Consider the following 25,137-nt stretch of genomic DNA (forward strand, 5'->3'; position numbering starts at 1 on the left):
AACCACTGAGCAGGATTTCAGAAACCTCACTGGATCACAGTGGATGCATGAAGAAGACGACCTCCCCTGAGACCCAGACCGCGGTTCGTCACCTCGAGTCGGTCGCCGCCGCCACCTCTGGCGCGACCACCGACGCCGAGGCCGATGCCGCCTCCGCCATCGCCCGACGGGCCGCCCTCCGCGACCGCCACGCCCAGCGCCTCACCACGTTGATGGAGCAGCGCCGCGACCTGCGCGGCGTCCACAAGCTCGCTGACTTCGTGGACGACGCGATCCGCTGGACCGCCTAGCGTCTCGGACCGTCGCCCTCACCTGGCGGCTCGGACTGCTCGACGACTCCGGAGTGAGTGCTGATCGCCTGGCGGATGCTGTCGAGCCACGCTGTGGTGCTGGTGTCGTCGGGCAGCCGGTGGTTGGCGAGGCGCTGCACCTCCTCGGTCGGGGGATCCGGCCGGGACAGCACGGCATCCAGGTCGGCAAGCGCCTGGCGTACGACGCTGCTGTCGTTGGTGTCGACGAACTCGGCGATCCGCTCGGCCTGGCTCATCTCGCCCACGCTCTGGTCCAGGTAGGCCGCGAGGAGGGTGCGCAGCACCGGGTGCTCGTCGGCGATCATCAGCCCTGGGTCGGGTACGCGGTCAGGATCTGCCACTGGCCCGCCCCCTGCCGGGTGAACACCACCTTGACGCCGTAGATGCTCTTCACCTTCTGGCCTTCGCTGGTGACGCCGTAGCCGACCGAGCGCTTGGTGGTCGCCGAGAAGTCCATCTTGTTCGGCCCCTTGGTGCCGTTGACGAACTCGCTGATCGCGTCCTTGTTCACGATCCGGCAGTGCTCGACGGCCTCGTTGGCCGCCTCCTCGCTGGTGAAGCTCGTCGCGAGATCGAGCCCGTCCTTGACAGCGCGCGCATGGAGCCATTCCGTGGTCTTCCCGACGTGCTTGTCGAGGACGTGCCCGCGGACTCCCTCCCGGGCACCCTTCTCATGCTCTCGCACCGCGACACCGCGCCCCCGCTGCAGCATCAGGCAGGTGGCGGCGTTGCCTGCACTCCGCTGGAGGTCGAGCAGTGTGCCCGTCGGGGTCGACAGCGAGTGGTGCTGGACCTGCTTCGGCGACGCCGCGCTCTCCTCGGGCTCCTGATACCGAGGTGAGCGCATCACCTCACGATGCCACCCGTGCCGAGCTCCTGGAATGTCCGAACGGGCAGGGTCCGGGTCCTCGCCCGGCGGCGGCCAGCGACGAGCGTGGGGTCAGCGGCGTCGGCGCGCGGTGCCGAACATGCCGCGCGCGATCTCGGCAGCGGCGGTGCGCATGAACTGCTTGAACGCCGAGGACTTCACGACGTCGCTGACCACGCCGCCAGCGCCACCGCCGTCCTTCTTGCGGACGCCGGACCCGCTCGACTTCGGGCCCGCCTTGGCCTCCGCCTTGGCGGCGGCCTCCTTCTCCTGGGCTTCCGCCTCGGCCTTCGCCCCCTCCTCGAGCTTCTTGGCGAGGATCTCGCGAGCCGACTCGCGATCGACCACGGTCGAGTAGACCGCGTTGCGGGGGCTGGCCTTGACGGTGGCCTCCATGGACTCGGTGGTGCTCGGCGCCATCAACGACTCCGGCGCACGCAGGCGCGTCCAGGCCACCGGGGTCGGCGCACCGCGCTCCCCCATCACCGTCACGATCGCCTCGCCGGTGCCGAGCGTCGTCAGCACCTCGCCGAGGTCGTCGTACGCACTGTTGGGGTAGGTGTTCACGGTCGCCTTGAGCGCCTTCGCGTCGTTCGGGGTGTGCGCACGCAGGGCGTGCTGGATCCGCGAGCCGAGCTGGGCGAGCACCTCGTCCGGTACGTCGGTGGGGCTCTGCGTCACGAAGAAGACACCCACGCCCTTGGACCGGATCAGCCGCACGGTCTGCGCGATCTGCTCCAGGAACGGCTTGGACGCGTCGCGGAAGAGCAGGTGCGCCTCGTCGAAGAAGAACACCAGCTTCGGCTTGTCGACGTCGCCGACCTCGGGCAGGTCGTGGAACAGGTCGGCGAGCAGCCACATGAGGAAGGTCGAGAAGATCGCCGGGCGCTCCTGCAGGTTCGGCAGCTCGACCAGGCTGATCAGGCCCCGCTCGTCGCCCGCCATCTGCAGCAGGTCCGCAGAGTTGAACTCCGGCTCGCCGAAGAACGCCTCGGCGCCCTGGTCGGCGAAGGTGATCAGCTCGCGCAGGATCACGCCGGCGGTGGCGGCCGACAACCCGCCGAGCTCCTTGAGCTCCGGCTTGCCCTCGTCGCTGGTGAGGTGCTGGACGACCGCCCGCAGGTCGGACAGGTCCAGCAGCGGCAGGCCCTGCTTGTCGGCGTAGTGGAAGACCAGGCCGAGGCTGGACTCCTGGGTGTCGTTGAGACCGAGGATCCGGCTGAGCAGGATCGGGCCGAACGAGGAGATCGTCACCCGGATCGGGATGCCGATGCCCTGGCCACCGAGGGCGTAGTACTCGACCGGGAAGCCGGTGGCCGTCCACGCCTGGCCGACCGACGTGGTCCGCGCGATGAGCTTCTCGTTGGACTCGCCCGGAGTGGCGAGGCCGGACAGGTCGCCCTTGATGTCGGCCGCGAAGACCGGGACACCGGCGGCGCTGAGCTGCTCGGCCATCAGCTGCAGCGTCTTGGTCTTGCCCGTGCCGGTCGCACCGGCCACCAGGCCGTGCCGGTTGAGCATCGAGAGCGGGATCCGGATGGTGCTGCTGGTCAGCCCGTCCGGTCCGGTCATCAGGCCGCCCAGCTCGAGGGCAGGGCCCTCGAAGGCATAACCGGGTGCGACGGCCGCCTCGATGGCGCTGGTCGCGGCGGGGGCGGGCGCGGCGGGGGCGGGCGTCTCGACAGCGGGCGTCTCGACAGCGGGCGTCTGCTCCTGGCTCATGTCCCGAACTCTAGATGGCTGCGTCCAAGGGGAAGTGGGACGAACCGCGGTGGCTCGGGCGTGGCACCTAGACTCGCCAGCAGTGATCTTCAAGCGCGTGGGCGTCGGGCGTCCCTATCCCGACCATGGCCTCACCTCCGGGGGATGGGCTGCCGTGCCCCCACGCCAGGTCCGCCTCGACGAGCTGGTCACCACCAAGGAGACGCTGCAGCTCTCCTCGCTGCTCGACGACGACTCGACCTTCTACGGTGACCTGTTCGCGCACGTGGTGTTGTGGAGGAATGAGTTCTACCTGGAGGACGGGCTGCACCGCGCCCTGCGCGCCGCCCTGCAACAGCGCAACGTGCTCCACGCCCGCGTCATCCGGATGGAGGGCTGAACGGTGACCGACGTGCGTGACAGCAGCCGATCCGCCATCACCCTCGGTGTGCTGGCCGTGGTCTTCCTGGCCGGGCTGACCTGGGCGTGGTCCCGCGTCACCGAGCCGTTCCCCGAGCGCGCGGAGGCAGCACCGTGCACCAGCACGCTGATCCGCGCGGGCGAGGACGTCGCCCCGCCCCAGGTCCTGGTCACCGTGCTCAACGCCGGCGGCAGCAACGGGCTCGCGGGCAACACCATGGACAAGCTCGCCCGCTTCGGTTTCGTGGCCGGCGCCACCGGCAACGCCCCGAACGGCACGGGCCCCCTGTCCGCCCAGGTGTGGGCGAGCGACCCCGAGGACCCGGCCGCGATGCTGCTGGCGTCGTACCTCGGCAAGGACGTGGAGGTCGTCGACCAGCCCTCGGGCTACCCCGGCATCACCATCGTGGTCGGCAAGCAGTTCAAGGGCGTCCGGAAGGGTCACCCGACGGTGACCGCGCGCAACGACAGCTACGTCTGCACGCCGCCGCTGAGCACCGTTCCCGACGCAGCCGGCTGATCCGCGGCCGTCCCCCGCTGACCGCTACCGGCGCCCCGGCGGGGTCTCGTCGCCCAGCCACTGGGCGAGCCGGCCTCCGAGACTGACCTGCCGCAACCGCTCCTCGGTCGCCTCGCGCAGCTTGCGCGGCGTGACCACGATCAGGTCGTCGCCATGGCGCAGGACGGTACGACGCTCGGGCACCTTCGCCTCGCCGTCACGCACGATCATCGACACGTTCGCCCCCACCGGGAGCCGGAGCTCACCGACCTCGACGCCGTGGAGCTTGGAACGTGGACTGATGGTGACCTGCAGCAGGTCGGCCGCGACCCGGTCCAGCGGGGCGGCCTCGACCTCGATGTTGCGCGGCTCGGAGCGGCGGCTCACCCGCAGCACCTTGGCGACCCAGGGCAGCGCTGGGCCCGTGACACACGTGTAGACGATCACCAGCACGAAGACGATGTCGAAGAGCCGCTCGGCGCCGACCACCCCGTCGGCCAGCGGGATCGTGGCGAAGACGATCGGCACGGCGCCGCGCAGCCCCGCCCACGACAGGAACGCGAGCTCGCGCCACGGCCGTGGACTCACCACCGAGCTGACGGCCATCGAGATCGGGCGGGCCACGAAGGTCAGCAGCAGGCCGGCGAGCACCGCCGTGACCACCGTTCCCCAGGTGAGGCGACCCGGCGAGAGCAACAGGCCCAGCATGACGAAGAGGCCGATCTGGGCGATCCAGGCCAGGCCCTCGATGAAGGAGCGGGTGGCGTTGCGGTGGGGAAGGTCGGTGTTGCCGAGCACGAGCGCCGCGACGTACACGGCAGCGAAGCCGCTCGCGTGCAGGGCCGGGCCGGCGCCGTACGCGAGCATCGTCAGGCAGGTCACGGCGATCGGGTAGAGACCGGAGGAGGGCAGCGCGGCACGGCGCATCAGCCAGGCGCCGCCGAACCCGACGGCCAGGCCGAGGACCACGCCGACCGCCAGCTCGTAGAGCACGATGCCGGCGACGGTGAGGGGTCCGTGGTCAGTGAGTGCGCCGCTCGAGATCAGCGTCACCAGCACCACGGTGGGCGCGTCGTTGAGACCGGACTCGGCCTCGAGCACCCCGGTGATCCGCTTCGGCAACGGCACGGCGCGCAGGACCGAGAACACTGCCGCCGCGTCGGTGGCCGACGTGATGGCCCCGAGCAGCACCGCCAGCTCCCAGGAGAGCCCGAGCAGGTAGTGCGAGCCCAGGGCGACGATGCCCACCGACACGGCCATCCCGAGGGTCGCGAGCGAGGCGCCCAGTCGCATGGACGGCTTGACCTCGCGCCAGCTGGTCGTCAGTCCACCCTCGGCGAGGATCACTGCCAGCGCCCCGAACCCGATCGCGTGGGCGAGCTGCGCATCGTTGAAGCCGATCCCCACGACGGACTCGCCCAGCAGGACGCCGATCAACAGGTAGAGCAACAGGCTGGGCATGCCGACGCCGGAGGACAGTCGCACCGCCAGGATGGCCAGCAGGAGCACTCCGGAACCCACCAGGACGAACGTGTCGAGCTGATGGACGTCGAACGTCAACTGGGCACCTCAGGGTCACTCGGCTCTCGTCGGGTGGCGGGGTCATAGCCTATCGGTAGAACATGTTCTAGATTTGGCCCATGAGTGCTTCTTCCCCCGCCGGGCTGACCATCCCCGCGACGGTCCCTGCAGACCAGCTTCCCGACGACACCGAGACCTTCGACGTGGTCGTCGTCGGCTTCGGCATCGCCGGCGGCTGCGCCGCTCTCGAGGCCGCCCGTGACGGCGTCCGCGTCCTCCTGCTGGAGCGGGCCGCGGTGCACGGCGGCACGTCCTCGATGTCGGGAGGGCACTTCTACCTCGGCGGCGGTACGGCGGTGCAGCAGGCGACCGGGCACGACGACCCGGTCGAGGAGATGGTGCGCTACCTGATGGCCAGCACCAAGGACCCCGACGAGCAGAAGATCCGCGCCTACTGCGAGGGATCCGTCGCCCACTTCGACTGGCTCGAGGCGCTCGGCTTCGAGTTCGAGCGCTCCTTCTTCCCCGGCAAGGCCGTCATCCAGCCGGGCACCCAAGGCCTGATGTACACCGGCAACGAGAAGGTCTGGCCGTTCCGCGAGGACATCGCGCCCGCGCCGCGCGGCCACAAGGTCCCGGTGCCCGGCGACACCGAGGGCACCCGGATCGTGATGGACCTGCTCCGCGACCAGGTCGAGAAGGCAGGCGTCGAGGTCCGCTACGAGACCGGCGCGACCAACCTCGTCGTCGACGGGGACCGCGTGGTCGGCCTCGCGTGGAAGTCGTTCGAGCGCACCGGCCTGGTCCGCGCGGGCGGCGTGGTCGTCGCCGCCGGTGGCTTCGTGAACAACCAGGACATGGTCGACCGCTACACGCCGGCGCTGAAGTCCGTGACCTTCACCCTCGGGTCGACGTACGACGACGGGCTGGCGATCCGGCTCGGCGAGTCCGTGGGCGCGGCGCTGGAGAACATGGAGGAGCCGTTCATCACCGCCCCGTTCTACCCGCCCTCCGGGCTGGTCAAGGGGCTGATCGTGAACCGCGACGGACAGAGGTTCGTGGCCGAGGACAGCTACCACGCGCGGACGTCGTACGAAGTGCTGCGCCAGCCCGGCTCCGTCGCCTACCTGATCGTCGACAGCGCGCACTTCGAGGAGCAGCGCATGGGACTGGCCCCCCTCAAGGACGGGTTCGAGACCATCGAGGAGATGGAGTCCGGCCTCGGCCTGCCCGAGGGATCCCTCGTCGCGACGATGGCCAGCTACAACAAGCACGCCGCCGTCGGCGAGGACCCGGACCTGCACAAGCACCCCGACTGGCTGGCCCCGCAGACCGAGGGCCCGTGGGCTGTGCTGGAGCTGAGCCTGGGCGCCGCCTTCTACTCGGGCTTCACCCTCGGCGGCATGGCCACCACCGTCGACGGCGAGGTACGACGCCCCGACGGTTCGGTCATCCGCGGCCTGTACGCCGCCGGCGCCTGCGCCTCGAACATCGCCCAGGACGGCGCCGGCTACTGCTCCGGCACCCAGCTCGGCGAGGGCTCGTTCTTCGGGCGACGGGCTGGCGCGGCGGCGGCGAGGGCGAGGGCGAGGGCGGGAGTTTCACCGGCCGGCCGGTGAAACTGTCGACCCTGGACGACGGAACTCACGCTTGGACGAGGAACCTTCGTCGTCCAAGCGTGAGTTTCACCGGCCGGCCGGTGAAACTCATTCCGGCCCAGCCTAGGTTGGACCCATGAGCAGGTACGCCGCAGCGGCGCGGGCCAACGTGCCCCCGTTCCACGTGATGGACCTGCTCGCCGGAGCCGCCGAGCGGCAGCGCACCCACGGCGACCTGGTCAACCTCGTCGCGGGGCAGCCCAGCACCGGTGCGCCTGCGCCGGTCACGGCCGAGGCGATCCGCCTGCTCGGCACGGGCGACCCGCTCGGCTACACGACCTCTACCGGCATTCCCGAGCTCCGCGCCGCGATCGCCGGCCACTACCGCCGGTCGTACGCGCTGGAGGTGAGCGCCGACGACGTCATCGTCACGACCGGTTCGAGCGGCGGCTTCCTGCTCGCCTTCCTCGCCGCCTTCGACGCGGGCGACCGCGTGGCCATCGCCCGGCCGGGCTACCCCTGCTACCGCAACGTCCTCAGCGCCCTGGGCTGTGACCTGGTCGAGATCGCGACCGGTCCTGCGACCCGTTTCCAGCCCACGGTCGAGCAGCTGGCCCGGGCCCACGCGGAGACCCCGTTCGTCGGCCTGGTCGTGGCGAGTCCGGCCAACCCCACGGGCACGATGCTGCTCCCCGAGGAGCTCGCCGCGATCGCACGGTGGTGCGAGGAGCACGGCGTACAGCTGGTCTCCGACGAGATCTACCACGGAATCGAGTACGGCGAGAGTCTCGCCAGCTCCGCCTGGGCGACCTCGCGGGAGGCGGTCGTCTTCGGCTCGTTCTCGAAGTACTTCTCGATGACCGGCTGGCGGCTGGGCTGGATGCTGGCGCCCGAGCGACTGCGCCGGCCGGTCGACGTGCTGACGGGCAACTTCAGCATCTGTCCGCCCGTCCTGGCCCAGCACGCAGCACTCGCGGCCTTCGACGACGCGTCGTACGCCGAGCTCGACGCGCACGTCGGTCGCTACGCCCACAACCGCGGGCTGCTGCTCGACGGACTGCGCCGCCTCGGCATCACCGAGCTCGCCCCGGCCGACGGGGCGTTCTACGCCTACGCCGACGTGCGCCACCTGACGACCGACTCGATGGCCTATGCGCGCGACCTGCTCGCCCGCACCGGCGTCGCCGTCGCCACGGGCATCGACTTCGACACCGTCGACGGGGCGAAATTCCTGCGCTTCAGCTTCGCCGGTACGACGGCCGACATCACCACGGCTCTCGACCGTCTGGACGGACACCTCTGAATCGCTAGGTTTGAGGACATCGATTCAGGGAAGGGGCGCGTTTCATGTACGGCGACACGGAACTGATCCGGCGCCGCGTCTCGGCGTTGCGCGACCAGGGCGCCGAGGTGCGGGCCCTGGCCGACGAGCTCGTCGCGCGGGTCGAAGGCCTGGGCTGGTCGGGCCGCGCGGCTGATGCGATGACCGAACGCGTCTCCGACCGCGCCCGCCACCTGCGCGCCGCAGCCGACGGCCACGTGTCCGCCGCCGACGCACTCGCCTCGCACGCCGAAGCCGTCGACGCCGCCACCGACGACATCGACGCCGTCGAGACCCGGGTGACCGCGATGGTCGCCGATGCCCGGAGCAGGATCGCGGCGATCGCCGCCGCCAACGAGGACGGCCGACCCGCCGTCACCCCCGATCCCACCGACGAGGCCCTGGCCGCGTTCGTGGCCCCGCCTCGCGGGCACCGCGACTGGCTCGACGTCGACGTCCCCGGACTGGAGCGCTGACCGTGCCCACCATCGACCTGACCCGGATCCCTTCGCGGGAGCCGGCCCCGCCCGCCCCCGTCCTCCTGCGCAACGCGCTCGACGCAGCGCCACGACGCCTCGGCGTCACCCTCCCCGAGCTCCAGCACGCCGCCCACCTGGCCGGCGACGCGCCACTGCCCTTCGACGTGGCGCCGCCCGCAGCCGCCGACGCCATGCAGTCCCGCCTGGGACAGAGCCCGGCCACCACCGAGGACCAGTCGTACCGATCCGTCGTCGAGGCGCTGCACCAGCCGGCGGAGTCCCTGGCCCGTCGCGGCCTGGTCGTCGACGGCGTCCTCGACCCCGGTGTCGCCGGCGCCATCGGCCTGCTCGCCGCACCCCGCATCGCCCTCGATGCCGACCTGAGGATCGGGGAGGTCCAGGCCAAGGTCTGGCACCGCCAGGACGGTCCGGCCGTCGCCTCGCTCTCCACGGTCGACGGCATCGTCTTCGAGCTCGGCTGGTTCGGCACCGACGCCTGGGCAGCCGAGCTGGCCCGGGTCGCTGCTCCGTCGGAGGAGGTCGCGCTCACGACCTCCGCCCTCCCGTCGTACGTCGACCTCCCGCTCGAGCTCGCTGACGCGGCTGCCGAAGCGGTGCGGGTGGGCCGGGGCGACCTCGTCCCCGTGCTGACCTCCCGTCACTCCGGGGCCACTCGTGGTGCCGACGGCGCACTGCCCGACGACGTGGTGTCGCGCCTGCTGGTCGCCCTGTCGGGCGAGGCGCAGGGCAGGTTGCGCGCGCTGGTGGCCGATGTGTCCGGCGAGGAGGTCGACACCGTCGGCGTCGTGTCCTGGACGCTGCTCGCCGACGGCTGGCGGGCCCTGCGGCCGCACCACGAGGACGGCGTGCTGCGCCTGGAGATCCGTGCCGTCGAACCCGCTGACCTGGCCGGGGTGATCGCTCCCGTGATGGCTCCCCTCGTCGCGAACACGTCCGGGGAGGACCGATGACCCGCGACACCCAGACCACCCACGACGCCACCGCCGTCGACCCGGTGCCGTCGGCGGCCGCCACCGAGCGCCGCGGCGTTCCGGCGACGGCAGTGGAGGCAGCCGACCTGGCGGACAAGTACGACCAGATGCTCCGCCTCGCCGACCTCTTCGACGACGCGGGCGCCCAGATGCGCGAGTGGGCCAAGCTCGGTCGCGACGTGTTGACGGATCCCGAGATCGCCGCGTCGACGACCCTCTCCCCCCGTACCTGGGCCACCGCCGAGGAGGCGCTGCGGGCCGCCACCACCGGCAGGGACGGCCTGCTGAGCCGTTCCATCGAGCTCGACGCCGATGCCCTCGTCCTGCGGGCGACGGTGCTGACCTACCGCTGGATCGACGAGCTCCAGGCCGCGGCCTACGAGACCCTGGGCTCGATCGCTGGCCGGGCGATCGGCTACCTCGCCCCGCAGGTCAGCCTCGGCGGTGCGATCGTCGCCGCCGGCCTGATCGAGACCGACGCGCTCGACCGCGACGGTGTCGCGTCGTACCTCAACGACCTCGCGGCCGCCAACCCCGAGCTGATGGACCACGTCACCACCGGTGGCGGACTGCTCGACAGTCTCCAGATGCGCGGACTGCTGACGGCCGGCGTCCTGTCCGGCGAGAGCGGCCGCGCCGCGCGCGCCGGTGGCCTGCGCGCTGCCGGGGTCCCCGAGCTGACCTCGGACTGGGGCGCAGCACTGCGCGACGTCGCGATGGGGGCCACCGACCCGGTGGAGCCCGCAGCGGCCACACCGGCACCGGCAGCCGAACCCCGCTCCGGGGCTCCGGAGGGGCTGGGCGACCTGATGACCCTGCTCACCGGCAGCGAGAGCACGAGCGACCCCGTCCGCATCCTGCAGGTGGGACCGGGCCGGCTGGTCGCGCTGCTGACGGGTCCCGCCGGCACCGGCCCCGCTCCCGGGCGTCTCCGCCTGGTGTCCGGCGACCAGTCCGGCTACGCCGCTGACGTGATCCGGGCTTTGGCCGCCGCAGCCGGCGCCTCCGACGAACCGACCCGCGTGATGCTGGTGGGCCGCGGCACGGGCGGCGCGGCAGCGCTCGAGATCGCCACCCACCCGGACCTGCCGGGCTTCGTGGTCGACCAGGTGGTCACCGCGAACGCGCCGTCGGCGCAGATCCCCCACCTGCCGGCCGACGTGCTCGTGCTGTCCCTGGAGGACCGCTCCGACCCCGTCGCGCTGCTCGGTTCGCTCATCAACGCGGCCTCGGACAACCGCCTCACGGTCGTCTACGACGCCGCGTCCGACCCGGAGCTGCCGGCCCTGGTCGCCGGGGGCCGGGCCGCGGACCGTGCCGACCACCCCGCCCTGCTGGCAGCGCTCGCGCGCTGGCGCGAGCAGGGCTACCTGCGCACCTCCGCCTGACCCACCGCGCAAGCGATCTGCGCCACACCCGCCGCCTGCTCAGGCGGCGGGGGTCGACGCGCGCCCGGACGTTGTCCCCAGTTCCTTGACAAAACCGGGGTCAATGTATGCAACATAGTGTTGCGCTAACAGAGTGCATGCTCCCGCTTTTCGATGACGAGAACGGATCTGAACCATGACTGCCACCGCCGACCGCACCGCTGACATCGCTCCCGACACCACGGGGCTCAGCTACCAGGACACCCTCCGGGTGCTGTCCGAGGCCTCGGTGCACCAGCACTTCGACGCGTTCCTCGACATCGCGTGGGACAGCCCCGAGTTCGAGATGATCCCGGACGACCCGCGCTGGGTTCTTCCGGAGATCGACTCGCTCGGCCGGACCGAGTGGTACCAGTCGCTGCCGCTCGACCGGCAGATCGAGGTCGGCAAGTACCGCCTCTCCAACATCATGAAGGTCGGCCTGCAGTTCGAGCAGGTGCTGATCGGCGGCATCATGAGCCACCTCATCGGCATGGGCAACGACCGCGCCGAGTTCCGCTACTCCACGCACGAGGTGACCGAGGAGTGCCACCACACCCAGATGTTCCAGGAGGGTGTGAACCGGATCGGTGTCGACGTCCAGGGCGGGCCGAAGTGGTTCGTCAAGGTGGCGCCGTTCCTGTGCCTGGCCGGCGGTCCGCTCACCAACATCTTCTTCATCGGCATCCTCGCCGGCGAGGAGCCGATCGACTACCTGCAGAAGTCGGTGCTGCGCTCGGGCCACGACCTGCACCCGATCGTCGAGCGCGTGATGCAGATCCACGTCGCCGAGGAGGCGCGCCACATCGGCTTCGCGCACAGCTACCTGATCGAGCGCTCGCAGGACTGGGGCCGCGTCCAGCGCTTCGGCCTCTCGCTGGCCTACCCGGTCATCATGCGGGTGCTGTGCGACGTGATCATGAAGCCGACCCGCCAGATGCAGAAGGACCTCGACATCCCGAAGCACGTCATGCGCGAGGTCTACTGGAAGAGCCCCGAGTCGCAGAAGCTGCTGCGCGACACCTTCGGTGACGTGCGCATGCTCGCCGACGAGCTCGGCCTCATGAACAAGGTCTCGCGCCAGATCTGGCGTGCCCTGGGCATCAGCGGCCCCTCCTCGCGGTTCCGCAGCGAGCCCAAGTCCGCCGCGGTCTGACCGCGGCCTGCGTCAGAGTCCGCCATGGCCTACGTCGTCACGCAGTCCTGCTGCGCCGATGCCTCGTGCGTCGTCGCCTGCCCGGTCAACTGCATCCACCCCGCTCCCGGTGAGCCCGGCTTCGGGACCTCCGAGATGGTCTACATCGACGCCGACTCCTGCGTCGGCTGCGGTGCCTGCGCCACGGCCTGCCCGGTCGGCGCGATGGTGCCCGACGCCGCGTTGACGACCAAGCAGCTGCCGTTCATCGACCTCAACGCGGCCTACTACGACGCGTTCCCGCACGCCGATCGCACGCCACTGGCGCTCGTGCCGCCACAACGGCGACTGACCCGCCCGGGTCCCTACCGGGTCGCCGTCATCGGCGCCGGCCCGGCCGGCCTGTACACGGCCGACGAGCTGCTCAAGCACCCCGAGGTCGAACGGGTCGACGTGTACGACCGGCTGCGGACGCCGTACGGCCTGGTCCGGCACGGGGTCGCGCCCGACCATGCCTCGACCAAGCAGGTCACCCGGCTGTTCGAGGCGATCGAGCGGCAGCCGCGGTTCCACTACGTGCTCGGGGCCGAGGTCGGCGCCGAGGGTGCGGTGACCCTCGCGGACCTGCGGACCAGCTACCACGCCGTGGTGTACGCCGTCGGCGCCTCCTCGGACCGCAACCTCGACATCCCCGGCGAGGACCTCACCGGTTCGATCCCCGCGACCGCGCTCGTGGGCTGGTACAACGGCCACCCCGACCAGACCGGGCTCGCCGTGCCCCTCACGGCGGCAGCCAACCCGTCGGGGCGCGCAGTGGTCGTCGGCAACGGCAACGTCGCCCTGGACGTGGCGCGCATCCTCACCCGCCCGCTGGACGTGCTCGAGAGGACCGACCTGGCTCCGGACCCGCTCGAGCAGCTGCGGGCCAGCGACCTCCGCGAGGTCGTCGTGCTCGGCCGCCGCGGACCGGCGCAGGCCGCGTTCACGGTGCCCGAGCTGATCGGTCTCGCCGGCCTCGACGACATCGACGTGGTCGTCGATGCCGACCCGGCCCTGCTGACCGGCGACGACCAGAAGAGCGTGCTCCTGCGGGAGCTCGCCGAGCGCACCCCGTCCGACGACCCGCAGCGGCGCCGGATCGTGCTCACCTTCACCGCGTCCCCGGTCGAGATCCTCGGTGAGGACGGACGGGTGAGCGGTGTCCGCGTCGCGCGCAACGAGCTCGTCCCGAGTGCCGACGGCGACGTCCGCGCCCGGGCCACCGACGACGTGCGTGTCATCGAGACGAACCTGGTCATCCGCTCCGTCGGCCATCGTGGCCTGCCCGTTGCCGACCTCCCCTTCGACGACACCACGGCGACGGTCCCCAACGACGGTGGCCGCGTCGAACCCGGCGTGTACGTCGTCGGCTGGATCAAGCGCGGCCCGAACGGCTTCATCGGCACCAACAAGACCTGCGCGCAGGAGACCGTCGAAGCGATCCTCGACGACCTCGACGGCGGGCTCCCCGAGCCGGCCGGATCCGCGAAGGAAGGTGCAGCGCTGGTCCGCGCGCGCCATCCCGAGGCCACCGGCCTGTCCGGCTGGCAACGGCTCGACGCCGCGGAGCGGGAGCGCGGCGTACGCAACGGCCGCCCCCGGACCAAGATCGTGGACCCCGTCGAGCAGCACACGATTGCCGCGACACCGGCTGGAACGGCGCGCCGGCGCGGGTTGCTACGGCGTACGGTGTCGTGACGCCGTGCTGAGCCGAGGAGGTGCCGTCATGGGGACGCCCAGGAGCGGATCCACCGACGGCCGGAAGCGGCGCTGGGAGGAGCACAACGCCGCCCGCCGCCAGGCGATCATCGACGCCGCGATCGTGGTGCTGCAACGCGACATCGCACCCGGCGACGAGATCAGCGTCCAGCAGATCGCCGACGAGGCGTCGGTGCACCGCACCGTGCTCTACCGCTACTTCGAGGACCGCACCGACCTGGACCTCGCCATCCAGCGCGAGATCTGCGTGCGCGCCGCCGACCCGCTGCTCAACGCCATCACCCTCGAGGGAACGCCCCGGGAGATCGTGCGCCGCATCGTCGGCGCCTACGTCACCTGGGCGGTGGAGAACCTCGCACTGCTCCGCTTCGCAGAGCGCGAGGTGGCCGGTGCACCGTCCAAGCCGCTGGACGAGGCGATCAACCAGTTCGCCGAGCAGATCGAGCTCGTGATCGGCGCCTTCATGGAGATCCTCGACGCCCAGGTCTCCGAGGACGACCGCGACTCGCTGACCCCGTGGGTGTTCCTGCTCGTGGGTGGCGGCATGGCCGCCGTACGGAGCTGGACCTCCCGCGAGGAGCTCCGGCCCTCCGCCGAGGCGTTCACGGCCCTGCTCGCCGACGTCACCTGGCTCCAGGTCGAAGGCCTGGCCCGGACCCGTTCCATCGATGTGCCCGACCTCCCGGTCGAGCAGATCCTCAACCTGAAGGAAGCACCATGACCGACCACGTCGACGTAATCATCGTCGGCGCCGGCCTCTCCGGCATCGACGCGGCCTACCACGTGGGCAAGGCGTTCCCGGACAAGTCGTACGCCCTCCTCGACATGCGCGGCTCCCTCGGCGGCACCTGGGACCTGTTCCGCTACCCCGGAATCCGCTCGGACTCCGACATGCACACCCTCGGCTTCGGCTGGAAGCCGTGGCGGGGCAACAAGGCGATCGTCGACGGCCCGGACATCCTCGCCTACCTCAAGGAGGCGGCTGCGGAGAACGGCATCGACGAGCACATCCGCTACCACCACAAGGTCGTGCACGCGGAGTTCTCCACTGCCGACGCCCGCTGGACGGTCACCGTCGAGCGCGCCGACACCGGCGAGACCATCGAGCTCACGTCGAGCTTCCTGTGGTCGACCTCCGGCTACTACAACTACGAGCGTGGCTACACGCCGGACTTCGAGGGTCGCGACGACTTCGAGGGCCAGGTCGTCCACCCCCAGGACTGGCCCGAGGACCTCGACTACGCGGGCAAGCGGGTCGTCGTGATCGGCTCGGGCGCGACTGCGGTGACCCTGATCCCCGCGCTCGCCAACTCCGGCGCCGGGCACGTCACCATGCTGCAGCGGACCCCGAGCTACATCATCAGCCAGCCGGAGTACGACCACGTGTCGGCACGGATGTACAAGACGCTGCCCGACGGCATCGCGAAGAAGCTCATCCGCACGCGCTACCTGACCAGCCGGATCGCGTTCTACGAGTTCTGCCAGGCCCGGCCGAAGGAGTCGCGGGCGCTGCTGCGCAAGCTGCTCGAGCGCCAGCTGCCCGACGACGTCAACTTCGACGAGCACTTCAAGCCGCCGTACGACCCGTGGGACCAGCGACTGTGCGCCGTCCCCGGCGGCGACCTGTTCAAGGCGCTGCGCCACCACACCGTCGACATCGTGACCGACCACATCGACCGGTTCACGCCGAAGGGCATCCTGCTGAAGTCGGGCAAGGAGCTCGAGGCCGACATCATCATCACCGCCACCGGGCTCAACCTGAACCTGTTCGGCGGCGCGACGCTCGGGATCGACGGTGCGAAGGTCAACCCCGCCGACACCATGGCCTACAAGGGCCTGATGCTCAGCGAGATCCCCAACTTCGCCTTCATCATCGGCTACACCAACGCTTCCTGGACCCTCAAGGCCGACCTCGTGTGCGAGTACGTCGTCAAGGTGCTGCGCCAGATGGACGCCACCGGCGCCCGCACCGTCGTACCCCGCCGCGACCCCTCGATGGCCGAGGAGCCCTTCCTCGACTTCGAGGCCGGCTACGTGATGCGGTCGATCGCGGCCATGCCCAAGCAGGGCACGGCGTACCCGTGGCGGTTGAAGATGAACTACTTCAAGGACGTGCTGGTGTTCCGCAAGCCGGTCGACGACCCGGCGCTGGAGTTCTCGGACTGAGGCAGGCACGAAGAAGTCCCCGGACGCCATGCGTCCGGGGACTTCGCTCTGTTTGTACGTCGTTCAGGTCGGAACGGGCATCGACCGCGCGATGATCTCCTTCATGATCTCGCTGGTGCCGGCGTAGATCTGGGAGACGCGGAGGTCGGCCCAGGCGCGGGCGATCGGGTACTCGGTCATGTAGCCGTAGCCGCCGTGCAGCTGCAGGCACTTGTCGGCAACCTTCTGCGCGCGCTCCGAGCACCACAGCTTGGCCATCGCGACGGTCGGGATGTCGAGCTGCTTCTCCAGGTGCAGCGTGATGCACTCGTCGACGAACGACCGCGCGACCCGGGCCTCGGTGGCGACCTCGGCCATCTTGAACTTGGTGTTCTGGAAGCCCCAGATCGGCCGGTTGAAGGCGTGCCGGTCGTGGACGTAGCGCAGGGTCTCCTCGAAGCAGAACTCCATGGCGGCCACGTTGGAGACGGCGACGATCAGTCGCTCCTGGGGCAGCTGCTCCATCAGCTGGATGAAGCCCTGGCCCTCCTCGGTGCCGAGGAGGTTGGTGACGGGGATCCGTACGTCGACGAAGCTCAGCTCGGACGTGTCCTGGCCCTTCATCCCGATCTTGTCGAGCACGCGACCACGGGAGAAGCCGGGGGTGTCGGTCGGCACGATGACCAAGGAGATGCCGGCTGCGGACTCCTCCGGGTTCGTCTTGACGACGGTGACCACGACGTCGGCCTGGGCGCCGTTGGTGATGAACGTCTTGGACCCGTTGACGACGTACTCGTCACCCTCACGGATCGCCTTGGCCTTGATGCTCTGCAGGTCCGAGCCGGTGCCGGGCTCGGTCATCGCGATGGCGGCCACGACCTCGCCGCTGGCCATCTTCGGCAGCCACTCGAGCTTCTGCGCCTCGGTGCCGTAGTTGAGGATGTAGTGCGCCACGATGCCGTTGTGGAGCGAGACGCCCCAGGAGCTGTCGCCCGCGCGGGCCTGCTCCTCGACGAGGATCGCCTCGTGGGCGAAGGTGCCGCCACCGCCGCCGTACTCCTCGGGGACCGAGAGGCACAGCAGGCCGACGTCGCCGGCCTTGTTCCAGAGCTCACGGTCGACCTGCTTGTTCTCGATGAACCGGTCGACGTTGGGCTTGACCTCCTTCTCGCAGAAGGTGCGCGCGAGGTCACGGAAGTCGTCGAGGTCGGTGTCCATCCAGGGCGAACGACGCTGAGGCATGGGATTTCCTTCTCTTGCAGTGGTGGGTGGAACGGGAAGGCGAACGTCAGCCGACGACGCCGGCGGAGCGGAGCTCGGCGATGGCCTCGGCGCTGAGGCCGAGCTCTGCGAGGAGGTCGTCGGTGTGGGCACCCATCCGGGGTGCGGCAGACGGAGTGGGCGGGGCGCTGCGCGAGAAGCGCGGCGCCGGGGCCGGCTGGAGGCGCCCGCCGACCTCGACGAAGCTCTGCCGCGCGCGGTTGTGCGGGTGGTCGGGGGCCTCGCTCGGCGAGAGCACCGGCGTGACGCAGGCGTCCACACCGTCGAACACCTCGGTCCACTCGTCGCGGGCCTTCGTCAGGAACACACCCTGGAAGACCGCGCGGAGCTTGCCCGCCTGGTCGAGGTCGAACGGCGAAGGGAGGTCCTCGTCGCTGAGTCCGAGCCCGGCCAGGAGCTCGGCGTAGAACTGCGGCTCGAGCGCCCCGACAGCAACGTACTTCCCGTCGCTGCAGACGTAGGTGTCGTAGAAGGCGGCGCCGGAGTCGAGGAAGTTGGTGCCACGCTCGGGCATCCAGAGGCCGGTGGACGCCATCGCGTGCACGAAGGTGGTGAGCAGCGCGGCGCCCTCCACCATCGAGGCGTCGACGACCTGCCCCTTGCCGGAGAACTCCCGCTCGCGCAGCGCAGCGAGCACCCCGATCACCAGCAGGAACCCGCCACCGGCGAAGTCCGCAACGAGGTTGAGCGAGGGCAGCGGACGCTCGCCCACCCGACCGATCGGCTCGAGCGCTCCTGCAAGGGCGATGTAGTTGATGTCGTGGCCGGCGGCCTGGGCCATCGGACCGTGCTGGCCGTAGCCGGTGAGCCGGCCGTAGACCAGTCCGGGATTCCACGCCCGGCAGTCCTCGGGGCCGACGCCGAGCCGCTCGGCTACACCGGGCCGGAAGCCCTCCACGAGGACGTCGGCATCGGCGATGAGGTCGCGGACGATGTCGACGCCACGCGGGTCCTTGAGGTCGACCGCGATCGACTTCTGGCCGCGGTCGAAGTACCCCGACGGTACGGCGAGCGCGTCGCCACCCCCCGCGCGGTCGACCCGGATCACCTCCGCCCCGAGGTCGGCCAGCACCATGCAGGCGAACGGAGCCGGCGCGAGGCTGGTGAGCTCGACGACCTTGAGTCCGGCGAGCGGACCGGCGCTCACTGCGCATCCCGCGGCAGCCCGAGCATCCGCTCGCCGATCACGTTGAGCTGCACCTCGGTCGTGCCGCCGTAGATCGTGGTGGCGCGGCCGGCGATCAGCTGCTCGATGGCGTGGTCGCTCGGCTGGCCGGGCACCGCGACGGTGCCGGCGATCCCGAGCTCGGCCACGATGAACTCCGCGATCTGCTGGCTGATGCCCATCGCCAGCAGCTTCCCGGCGCTGGACGTCGTACTGACGTCCGCACCGGCGAGCTGCTTGAGCACGACCCGGGCGCTGATGACGTCGATCGCCTGGCTCTGCGCCAGGAGCTCCCCCAGGCGGTGGCGGGCGATCGGGCCGAGGTCCGGTCCCTTCGCGACGCGGTTCCTGGCGAACCGGAGCAGGTCGCCGTCGTTGGCGTAGGCCTCCATCTTCTGGCTCAGGGCCACCCGCTCGCCGGCGAGCGTCGTCCGCGCGACCTCCCAGCCGTGGTCGACCTCGCCGACCACGTTCTCGTCCGGGATGAAGACGTCGTCGAGGAACACCTCGTTGAACAGGGCCGACCCGGTCATCTCCCGCAACGGGCGCACGTCGACGCCCTCGCTCGACATGTCCAGGACGAAGTAGGTGATGCCCTCGTGCTTCGGCGCAGCGGGGTTGGTGCGGGCGATCAGCATCGCCCAGTCGGAGAACTGGGCGACGGTGGTCCAGATCTTCTGGCCGGTGACCTTCCACCCGCCGTCGACCTTGACGGCCTTCGTCGCGATCGACGCCAGGTCGGAGCCGGCGCCGGGCTCACTGAAGAGCTGGCACCACACGACCTCGCCGCGCAACGTCGGGACCACGAGGTCCTGGCGCTGTTGCTCGGTGCCGTGCGGCACGATCGCGCCGACGGCCCACGTGCCCATCAGCAGCTGCGGCAGGTTGATGCCGGCCCGCTTGACCTCCTGCATGATCACGATCTGCTCGAGCGGACCGGCGGCCCGACCGTAGGGCGTCGGCAGGTGCGGCTGCACCCAGCCGCCGTCGCCGAGCGCGACCAGCTGCTCGTCCTCGTCGGAGATGGTGGCGATGGCCTCCAGCGCCGAGCGGATCGCGGGACGGATCGTCTCGGCCTCCTCCGGGAGCTCGATCTCCAGGGCTCGTCCGACACCGGCCAGGGCCAGGTCCGCGAGGCGCAGCGTGTGCTCCTCGCGGCCGCCGAGGACACCCCGGATCGAGAGCGCGCGGCGGTAGTAGAGGTGCGCGTCGTGCTCCCAGGTGAAGCCGATGCCGCCGTGCACCTGGATGCAGTCCTGGGTCACCTCGACCGCAAGCTCCGGTACGACGACCGCCGCGACCGTCGCCGCGTAGTCGGCGTTGTCGTCGCCCTTGTCGATCGCGACGGCAGCGTCCCAGACGGCCGCGCGGGCCTGCTCGAGGGCGATGCCCATCCGGGCGCACTTGTGCTTGACGCCCTGGAACTGGCCGATCGGGCGGCCGAACTGGACCCGGATCTTCGCGTACTCCGCGGCCGCCGCGACCGCCCACGCCATCACCCCGGTCGCCTCGGCACCGAGGACGACGGTCGCGATGGACCGGGCTCGCTCTGCGGGCAGGGATCCGAGCACGTGGTCTGCGTCGATGCGCAGTCCTTCGGCCGTGACGCGGGCCGAGCCGCGCACGACGTCGATGCTGTCCTGACGGGCGACCTCGACCGCGGCAGCCCCCACGACCACCCACGTCGTGCGGCCGTCGTGCGACAGCGGCAGCACGAAGTGGTCGGCGTGCTCGCCGTCGAGGACGCCCTCCCAGGTGCCGGAAACGGTCAGCGCGCCGCCGGAGCCGTCAGCGCCGACAGCCGTTGGCACACCAGATGCGTCGAGCGCGACAGCAGCGGTCGTCGTACCGTCGATCAGGCGGGGCAGCAGCTCGACGGCCTGCTTGCCGCCGTCGGCCTGGATGAGGGCCGAGGCCAGCACCGTCGGGACGAACGGGCCCGGCGCCGCATGGCGACCCAGCGCCTCGAGCGCCACGGCGAGCGTCAACAGGCCCCCGCCTGCGCCACCGGACTGTTCCGCGACGTGCAGGCCGAGCAGGTCGTAGTCGACCAGCGACGACCAGAAGGACGGGAACTTCTCCCCCGCGCTGTCGAGGTCCTTGCGGACGACCTCGGCCGGGATCAGTGCCGCCGCGAGGTCGGCGACCGCGTTGGCCAGGTCGATGTGCTCGTCGATGAGCCCGAGGCCCAGCTCGTAGGACTGGCGTGCCATGTCAGGTCTCCTGCTGGTGGTGGGTGGGCTCAGCCGAGGCGATCGGCGAGGTCGCCGATCTCCCACGGGCCGTCGGACTCGATCGTGGCGACGTCGTGCCAGCCCGCGAGCTCGGAGATGCCGCCACCCTGGACGGCGAAGACCTTGCCGGTGAGCTTGCAGTCGGGGGCAGCCAGCCGGGCCACCAGCGGCGAGATGTTCGACGGTGCGAACGCGTCGAACTCCCCCTCGGCGACCTCGGCCGCGAACAGGGCACCCATGCCTGGGGTGGCGAGGGTCAGCCGGGTGCGGGCGATCGGTGCGATCGCGTTGACCCGGACGCCGTACCGCTCGAGCTCGTCGGCCGCGACCAGCGTCAGGGCTGCGATGCCCGCCTTCGCGGCGCCGTAGTTGGCCTGGCCCGCGTTCGGCATGAAGGTGCCCGACGCGGACGCGGTGTTGACGACCGCCGCGTTGACCTCGACACCCGCCTTGCTCTGCGCCTTCCAGTACGCCGCCGCGTGATGGAGCGGCGCGGCGTGACCCTTGAGGTGGACCGTGATGACCGAGTCCCACTGCTCCTCGGTCATCGACGGGAGGAAGGCGTCGCGCAGGATGCCCGCGTTGTTGATCAGGATGTCCAGGCCACCGAGCTCGTCGATCGCCTGCCGGACCAGTGCTTCCGCGCCGACCCACGACGCGACGTTGTCGGTGTTCGCGACCGCGCGCCCGCCGGCGGCGATGATCTCGTCGGCGACCTCCTGGGCAGGTCCGGCGTCGGCGCCGGTGCCCTCGTTGGAGCCGCCGAGGTCGTTGACCACGACCGCGGCGCCCTCCCACGCGAGGAGGAGAGCGTGCTCACGGCCGATGCCGCGGCCAGCGCCGGTGACGATGGCGACGCGTCCGTCAAGAGTTCCCATGGTGCAGTCCTTCGGTGTCAGTCGGTGAGGACGGCCAGGCCGTCACGGATCACGAGGTCGTCGCCGACCGCGGTCTGGAAGCCGTACGCCGTGGTGCCGGCGTCGACCGTGGGGTCGTCGAGTCGCCAGAAGCTCGTCGTGATGTCCTGGCCCGGCAGCACCGGCCGGGCGAAGCGGACGGCCAGACGCTTGAGACGCGAGACGTCCCCGGCCGCGAACTCCTCGAGCGCCGCCCACGAGGTGAAGGCCATCGTGCACAGGCCGTGGTTGATGATCCCGGGCAGACCCGACAGCTGCGCGATCTCCTCGTCGAGGTGGATCGGCATCGGGTCACCCGAGGCCGGGGAGTAGCGGAAGGTCTGGTCGTCGTCGACGTGCTGGGTGACGACGGCGACCGGCTCGGCGGCGGTGACCGACCCCGCAAGTCCGTGCCCGGGAGCCTGCTCGCCGATGGTGCTGCCGGCATCGACGCCACGGAAGAAGGCCGAGAGCCACTGCTCGTTGACCAGCTCGCCGTCGGCGTCGCGCGTCTCGGCGTACACCGTCACCGTCGAGCCGGTGCTGAGCGCGGCGTACCCGGTCGCGCGGGCGCGGCAGGTGAGCACGTCGCCCGGCCGGATCGGCCGGTGGAAGTGGAAGTCCTGCTCACCGTGGACGAGCTTCATCAGCAGCTCCACCGGCGCCACCCCGAGGGCGGCCGGTGCGAGCGAGAAGAAGGTCGGCACCACGGCGAACACCGGGGAGGCCAGCTCGCCCTTGAGGTGCGCCTCGATCGGGTCGTTGGTCGCCGCCGCGTACTCCGCGATCCGCTCGGCGGTGACCTCGAAGACCTGGTCCTCGGTCCACTCACCCAGCCCGGAGTCCTCGAAGGTCACTGCCGTCGTCATCGCTTCGTCCCCGTCAGCCCCGTCATCCCCGTCAGCTCAGGCGGAGACGAGCTCGGAGAACTTGGCCAACGACTTCTCCAGGTCTCCCTGGGCGTTCTTCGCGACGGCCTTGCCGATCGGGCCGACGATCATCGCGCCGTTGAAGTCGGCGTCGATGGTGGCGGTCGAGCCGTTCGCGTCAGGGGCGACCGACAGGACGAACTTGATTTTCACGCCGGCCATGCCGAGGCCTTCGATGGTCACCGTGTTCGGCGCCTCGAGCTCGGTGATGGTCCACTCGATCTTGTTCGCCATGCCCATGACCGAGACGACCTCGGTCACCTGGGTGCCGACGGTGATCTCGGCGGGGAGCTCGCTCTTCCAGTTCTGGTGGATCGAGAGCCAGTTCTCCCACTCGCCGAGGTTGGACAGGTTGTCCCACGCGGTCTGCGGGTCGACGGGAAGGGTCTGGGTGACGGAAACGCTGGCCATGGTTGTTTCTCCTGTTTGCGGTGTGGGTGAGGTGTGCTGGAAGGGGTGGGTCAGGCGCGGCGGTAGGCCGTCACGACGACGGCACCACCGAGACCGATGTTGTGCTGGAGCGCGACGCCGCCCGTGCCTGCGGCCGACTCGACCTGACGGGCGTCGGCGGTGCCGCGCAGCTGCCAGGTGAGCTCGCTGCACTGGGCAAGGCCGGTCGCGCCGAGGGGGTGGCCCTTGGAGATCAGGCCGCCGGACGGGTTGACGACCCAGCGGCCGCCGTACGTCGTGTCGTCGTTGTCGATGAGCTTGCCGGCCTCGCCGTCGGCGCACAGTCCGAGCGCCTCGTAGGTGAGCAGCTCGTTGGCGGAGAAGCAGTCGTGCAGCTCGATGACGTCGACGTCCTCCGCGCTGATGCCGGCCTGTGCGTAGACCTCGTTGGCCGCGCGACGCGACATCTCCTTCCCGACCAGCGACTGCGCCGACTTGTCGGTGAAGGTGCTGTCCATGTCGGTCACCATCGACTGACCGATGACCTCCACGGCCTGGTCGCCGAGCCCGTGCTTCTCCACGAACGCCTCGCTCGCGAGGATCACCGCGCCCGAGCCGTCCGAGGTCGGCGAGCACTGCAGCTTGGTCAGCGGTCCGTACACCTGGCGGGACGCGAGGATCTCCTCGAGCGTGTAGACGTCCTGGAACTGGGCGTACGGGTTGTTCGCCGAGTGGCGGTGGTTCTTCACCCCGACCTTCGCGAACTGCTCCACCGTCGTGCCATACAGCTCCATGTGCTCGTTGCCGGCCGCGCCGAACATGTACGGCGCCGGCGGCATCGCGAACTCCTGGAGCTCCGCGAGCGCGAGGAGGTGCTTCATCAGCGGCTGCTCGCGGTCGTCGTACATCGACCCGAGCGAGCCCGGCTGCATCTTCTCGAAGCCGAGCGCGAGCGTGCAGTCGGCGAGACCGCCCCGGATCGCCTGGGTGGCCAGGTAGAGCGCGGTGGAACCGGTCGAGCAGTTGTTGTTCACGTTGACGACCGGCAGGCCGGTCATCCCGAGCTCGTAGACCGCCCGCTGGCCGGCGGTGGACTCGCCGTAGACGTAGCCGACATAGGCCTGCTGGACCTCGCGGTAGTCGATGCCCGCGTCCTCGAGCGCCTTGGTGCCCGACTCGCGCGCCATGTCGGGGTAGTCCCAGTCCCGGGATCCGGGCTTCTCGAACTTCGTCATCCCGACTCCGACGACATAGACCTTGTTCGCCATCTGACGGCTCCCTCATTTTTCCTCGGACACGATGTCCGGGCAAAAGTACGTCGGACAGGCTGTCCAGTCAAGAGCATCGGCGGTAATGTGCGCCCCGTGGCGAGGACGACGGTCGATGCGAGCACGACCCCGGACGGTCGCGACACCCGCTGGGACGACCACCGCGCAGCGCGGCACGAGCGGATCCTCGCGGCAGCGATCGACGCGATCGATGCCGAAGGTGGGGCGATCGGCGTCGCCGCGATCGCCGACCGGGCCTCGGTCCCCCGCTCGGTCGTCTACCGGCTGTTCGAGAACCGCGACGACCTCGACGAACAGATCCGGACCCGGATCATCGACACCCTGATGGCCGACCTCGCGCCCGCGCTCGACCCCACCGGCACCATCAGGGAAGCGATCAGCCGCGCCACCACGACCTACGTGGGCTGGGTGGCCGACCACCCCCGGCTGCAGCAGTTCCTCGGCACCGGGTCAGCCACCCGGCGTCGTACCGGCTCGCGCGTCGTCACCGGCACCAGGACGGCGATCGCACTGGGGCTCGTGACTCTCCTCGAGTCCGAGCTCGCGCAGCTGTCCAGCGAACCACCACCGCCGGGTGCCGCCCAGAACCTGGCGTTCGGGATCGTCGGCCTCGTCGACGGCAGCGTCAACCGGTGGGTGGCCCACCCGGAGGCGCGCAGCAGTGCCGAGGAGCTGGTCGAGTTCCTGACCGACGCGGTGTGGAGTGTGCTGTCCTCCCACGCCGACCGGCTCGGCGTACCGATGACTCCGGACCAGCGGCTGGTCTCGCGTCGGTGAGAGTTTCACCGGCCAGCCGGTG

General features: G+C 70.5%; 24 protein-coding genes. 13 read left to right on the forward strand and 11 right to left on the reverse strand.

All coding sequences use genetic code 11. From position 1 onward, the window contains the following. Window positions 1–47 precede the first annotated feature (47 nt). Window positions 48–290 (forward strand): hypothetical protein, encoded by a 243-nt coding sequence (locus tag ASD84_RS09595; protein ID WP_056709481.1) that lies wholly within the window; start codon window positions 48–50, stop codon window positions 288–290. On the opposite strand, the gene ASD84_RS09600 is transcribed toward ASD84_RS09595, so the two are convergent. The 3 genes from ASD84_RS09600 to ASD84_RS09610 form a co-directional block, all read right to left on the reverse strand. After that, complete coding sequence (locus ASD84_RS09600) at window positions 287–616, reverse strand: contact-dependent growth inhibition system immunity protein (protein WP_056709488.1); 330 nt, start codon at window positions 614–616, stop codon at window positions 287–289. The genes ASD84_RS09595 and ASD84_RS09600 overlap by 4 nt on opposite strands. Further along, entirely contained in the window at window positions 616–1,158 is a 543-nt protein-coding gene (locus tag ASD84_RS09605; protein ID WP_056709489.1) for an RNase A-like domain-containing protein, read from the reverse strand. The genes ASD84_RS09600 and ASD84_RS09605 overlap by 1 nt, the downstream gene beginning before the upstream one ends. A gap of 93 nt (window positions 1,159–1,251) precedes the next feature. Further along, the gene (locus ASD84_RS09610) at window positions 1,252–2,901 is read right to left on the reverse strand and encodes a helicase HerA-like domain-containing protein (RefSeq protein ID WP_156391725.1); all 1,650 of its coding nucleotides are present in this window, start codon (window positions 2,899–2,901) and stop codon (window positions 1,252–1,254) included. Between the two features lie 82 nt (window positions 2,902–2,983). On the opposite strand from ASD84_RS09610, the gene ASD84_RS09615 reads away from it, so the two are divergent. Together ASD84_RS09615 and ASD84_RS09620 are read left to right on the forward strand one after the other, a co-directional pair. Beyond that, window positions 2,984–3,280 carry a type II toxin-antitoxin system VapB family antitoxin gene (locus tag ASD84_RS09615; protein WP_056709490.1) on the forward strand — a complete coding sequence of 99 codons (297 nt, stop codon included), beginning with the start codon at window positions 2,984–2,986 and terminating at the stop codon, window positions 3,278–3,280. Between the two features lie 3 nt (window positions 3,281–3,283). Beyond that, on the forward strand, window positions 3,284–3,820 hold the full coding sequence (locus ASD84_RS09620) for a LytR C-terminal domain-containing protein (protein ID WP_056709491.1): 537 nt from the start codon (window positions 3,284–3,286) through the stop codon (window positions 3,818–3,820). Window positions 3,821–3,844: 24 nt separating this feature from the next. Here the strand turns inward: ASD84_RS09620 and ASD84_RS09625 are convergent, their stop codons facing one another. After that, entirely contained in the window at window positions 3,845–5,359 is a 1,515-nt protein-coding gene (locus ASD84_RS09625; protein WP_056709493.1) for a potassium/proton antiporter, read from the reverse strand. 80 nt (window positions 5,360–5,439) lie between these two features. Here ASD84_RS09625 and ASD84_RS09630 point away from each other — a divergent pair, with 80 nt between their 5' ends. From ASD84_RS09630 to ASD84_RS09670, 9 genes are all read left to right on the forward strand, one after another. Next, window positions 5,440–6,939, forward strand: a complete 1,500-nt coding sequence (locus tag ASD84_RS09630) for an FAD-binding protein (protein ID WP_056709494.1) — start codon at window positions 5,440–5,442, stop codon at window positions 6,937–6,939. 115 nt (window positions 6,940–7,054) lie between these two features. After that, on the forward strand, window positions 7,055–8,221 hold the full coding sequence (locus ASD84_RS09635; RefSeq protein ID WP_056709495.1) for a pyridoxal phosphate-dependent aminotransferase: 1,167 nt from the start codon (window positions 7,055–7,057) through the stop codon (window positions 8,219–8,221). 44 nt (window positions 8,222–8,265) lie between these two features. Next, complete coding sequence (locus ASD84_RS09640) at window positions 8,266–8,715, forward strand: WXG100 family type VII secretion target (protein ID WP_056709496.1); 450 nt, start codon at window positions 8,266–8,268, stop codon at window positions 8,713–8,715. 2 nt (window positions 8,716–8,717) lie between these two features. After that, on the forward strand, window positions 8,718–9,689 hold the full coding sequence (locus ASD84_RS09645; RefSeq protein WP_056709497.1) for a hypothetical protein: 972 nt from the start codon (window positions 8,718–8,720) through the stop codon (window positions 9,687–9,689). Next, complete coding sequence (locus tag ASD84_RS09650) at window positions 9,686–11,098, forward strand: hypothetical protein (RefSeq protein ID WP_056709499.1); 1,413 nt, start codon at window positions 9,686–9,688, stop codon at window positions 11,096–11,098. Before ASD84_RS09645 ends, ASD84_RS09650 begins: the two co-directional genes overlap by 4 nt. Before the next feature lie 175 nt (window positions 11,099–11,273). Further along, window positions 11,274–12,272, forward strand: coding sequence for an AurF N-oxygenase family protein (locus tag ASD84_RS09655; RefSeq protein WP_056709501.1), 999 nt, complete (start codon window positions 11,274–11,276; stop codon window positions 12,270–12,272). A gap of 24 nt (window positions 12,273–12,296) precedes the next feature. Then, window positions 12,297–13,988: an FAD-dependent oxidoreductase gene (locus ASD84_RS09660; protein ID WP_056709506.1), complete on the forward strand. Its 1,692-nt coding sequence runs from the start codon at window positions 12,297–12,299 to the stop codon at window positions 13,986–13,988. 28 nt (window positions 13,989–14,016) lie between these two features. Continuing rightward, the gene (locus ASD84_RS09665) at window positions 14,017–14,730 is read left to right on the forward strand and encodes a TetR/AcrR family transcriptional regulator (protein ID WP_056709507.1); all 714 of its coding nucleotides are present in this window, start codon (window positions 14,017–14,019) and stop codon (window positions 14,728–14,730) included. After that, entirely contained in the window at window positions 14,727–16,175 is a 1,449-nt protein-coding gene (locus ASD84_RS09670) for a flavin-containing monooxygenase (RefSeq protein WP_056709508.1), read from the forward strand. The genes ASD84_RS09665 and ASD84_RS09670 overlap by 4 nt, the downstream gene beginning before the upstream one ends. Window positions 16,176–16,238: 63 nt before the next feature. Here ASD84_RS09670 and ASD84_RS09675 read toward each other — a convergent pair whose 3' ends face one another. From ASD84_RS09675 to ASD84_RS09705, 7 genes are read right to left on the reverse strand one after another with little or no spacing between them, the layout of a single operon-like run. Further along, on the reverse strand, window positions 16,239–17,396 hold the full coding sequence (locus tag ASD84_RS09675) for an acyl-CoA dehydrogenase family protein (RefSeq protein ID WP_056709509.1): 1,158 nt from the start codon (window positions 17,394–17,396) through the stop codon (window positions 16,239–16,241). 46 nt (window positions 17,397–17,442) lie between these two features. Continuing rightward, the gene (locus ASD84_RS09680) at window positions 17,443–18,582 is read right to left on the reverse strand and encodes a CaiB/BaiF CoA transferase family protein (protein ID WP_056709510.1); all 1,140 of its coding nucleotides are present in this window, start codon (window positions 18,580–18,582) and stop codon (window positions 17,443–17,445) included. Continuing rightward, window positions 18,579–20,813, reverse strand: coding sequence for an acyl-CoA dehydrogenase (locus ASD84_RS09685; protein ID WP_056709512.1), 2,235 nt, complete (start codon window positions 20,811–20,813; stop codon window positions 18,579–18,581). Before ASD84_RS09685 ends, ASD84_RS09680 begins: the two co-directional genes overlap by 4 nt. A 29-nt stretch (window positions 20,814–20,842) precedes the next feature. Further along, window positions 20,843–21,712 carry an SDR family oxidoreductase gene (locus ASD84_RS09690; RefSeq protein ID WP_056709513.1) on the reverse strand — a complete coding sequence of 290 codons (870 nt, stop codon included), beginning with the start codon at window positions 21,710–21,712 and terminating at the stop codon, window positions 20,843–20,845. Window positions 21,713–21,729: 17 nt separating this feature from the next. Then, window positions 21,730–22,599, reverse strand: a complete 870-nt coding sequence (locus ASD84_RS09695) for a MaoC/PaaZ C-terminal domain-containing protein (protein WP_056709514.1) — start codon at window positions 22,597–22,599, stop codon at window positions 21,730–21,732. Between the two features lie 36 nt (window positions 22,600–22,635). Next, window positions 22,636–23,070, reverse strand: coding sequence for an SRPBCC family protein (locus tag ASD84_RS09700; protein ID WP_056709515.1), 435 nt, complete (start codon window positions 23,068–23,070; stop codon window positions 22,636–22,638). A gap of 50 nt (window positions 23,071–23,120) precedes the next feature. Then, window positions 23,121–24,317, reverse strand: a complete 1,197-nt coding sequence (locus ASD84_RS09705) for a lipid-transfer protein (RefSeq protein ID WP_056709517.1) — start codon at window positions 24,315–24,317, stop codon at window positions 23,121–23,123. A gap of 96 nt (window positions 24,318–24,413) precedes the next feature. On the opposite strand from ASD84_RS09705, the gene ASD84_RS09710 reads away from it, so the two are divergent. After that, window positions 24,414–25,115 (forward strand): TetR/AcrR family transcriptional regulator, encoded by a 702-nt coding sequence (locus ASD84_RS09710; protein WP_056709519.1) that lies wholly within the window; start codon window positions 24,414–24,416, stop codon window positions 25,113–25,115. Window positions 25,116–25,137 lie beyond the last annotated feature (22 nt).

The sequence above is a fragment of the Nocardioides sp. Root682 genome (assembly GCF_001427795.1).
GTDB lineage: Bacteria > Actinomycetota > Actinomycetes > Propionibacteriales > Nocardioidaceae > Nocardioides.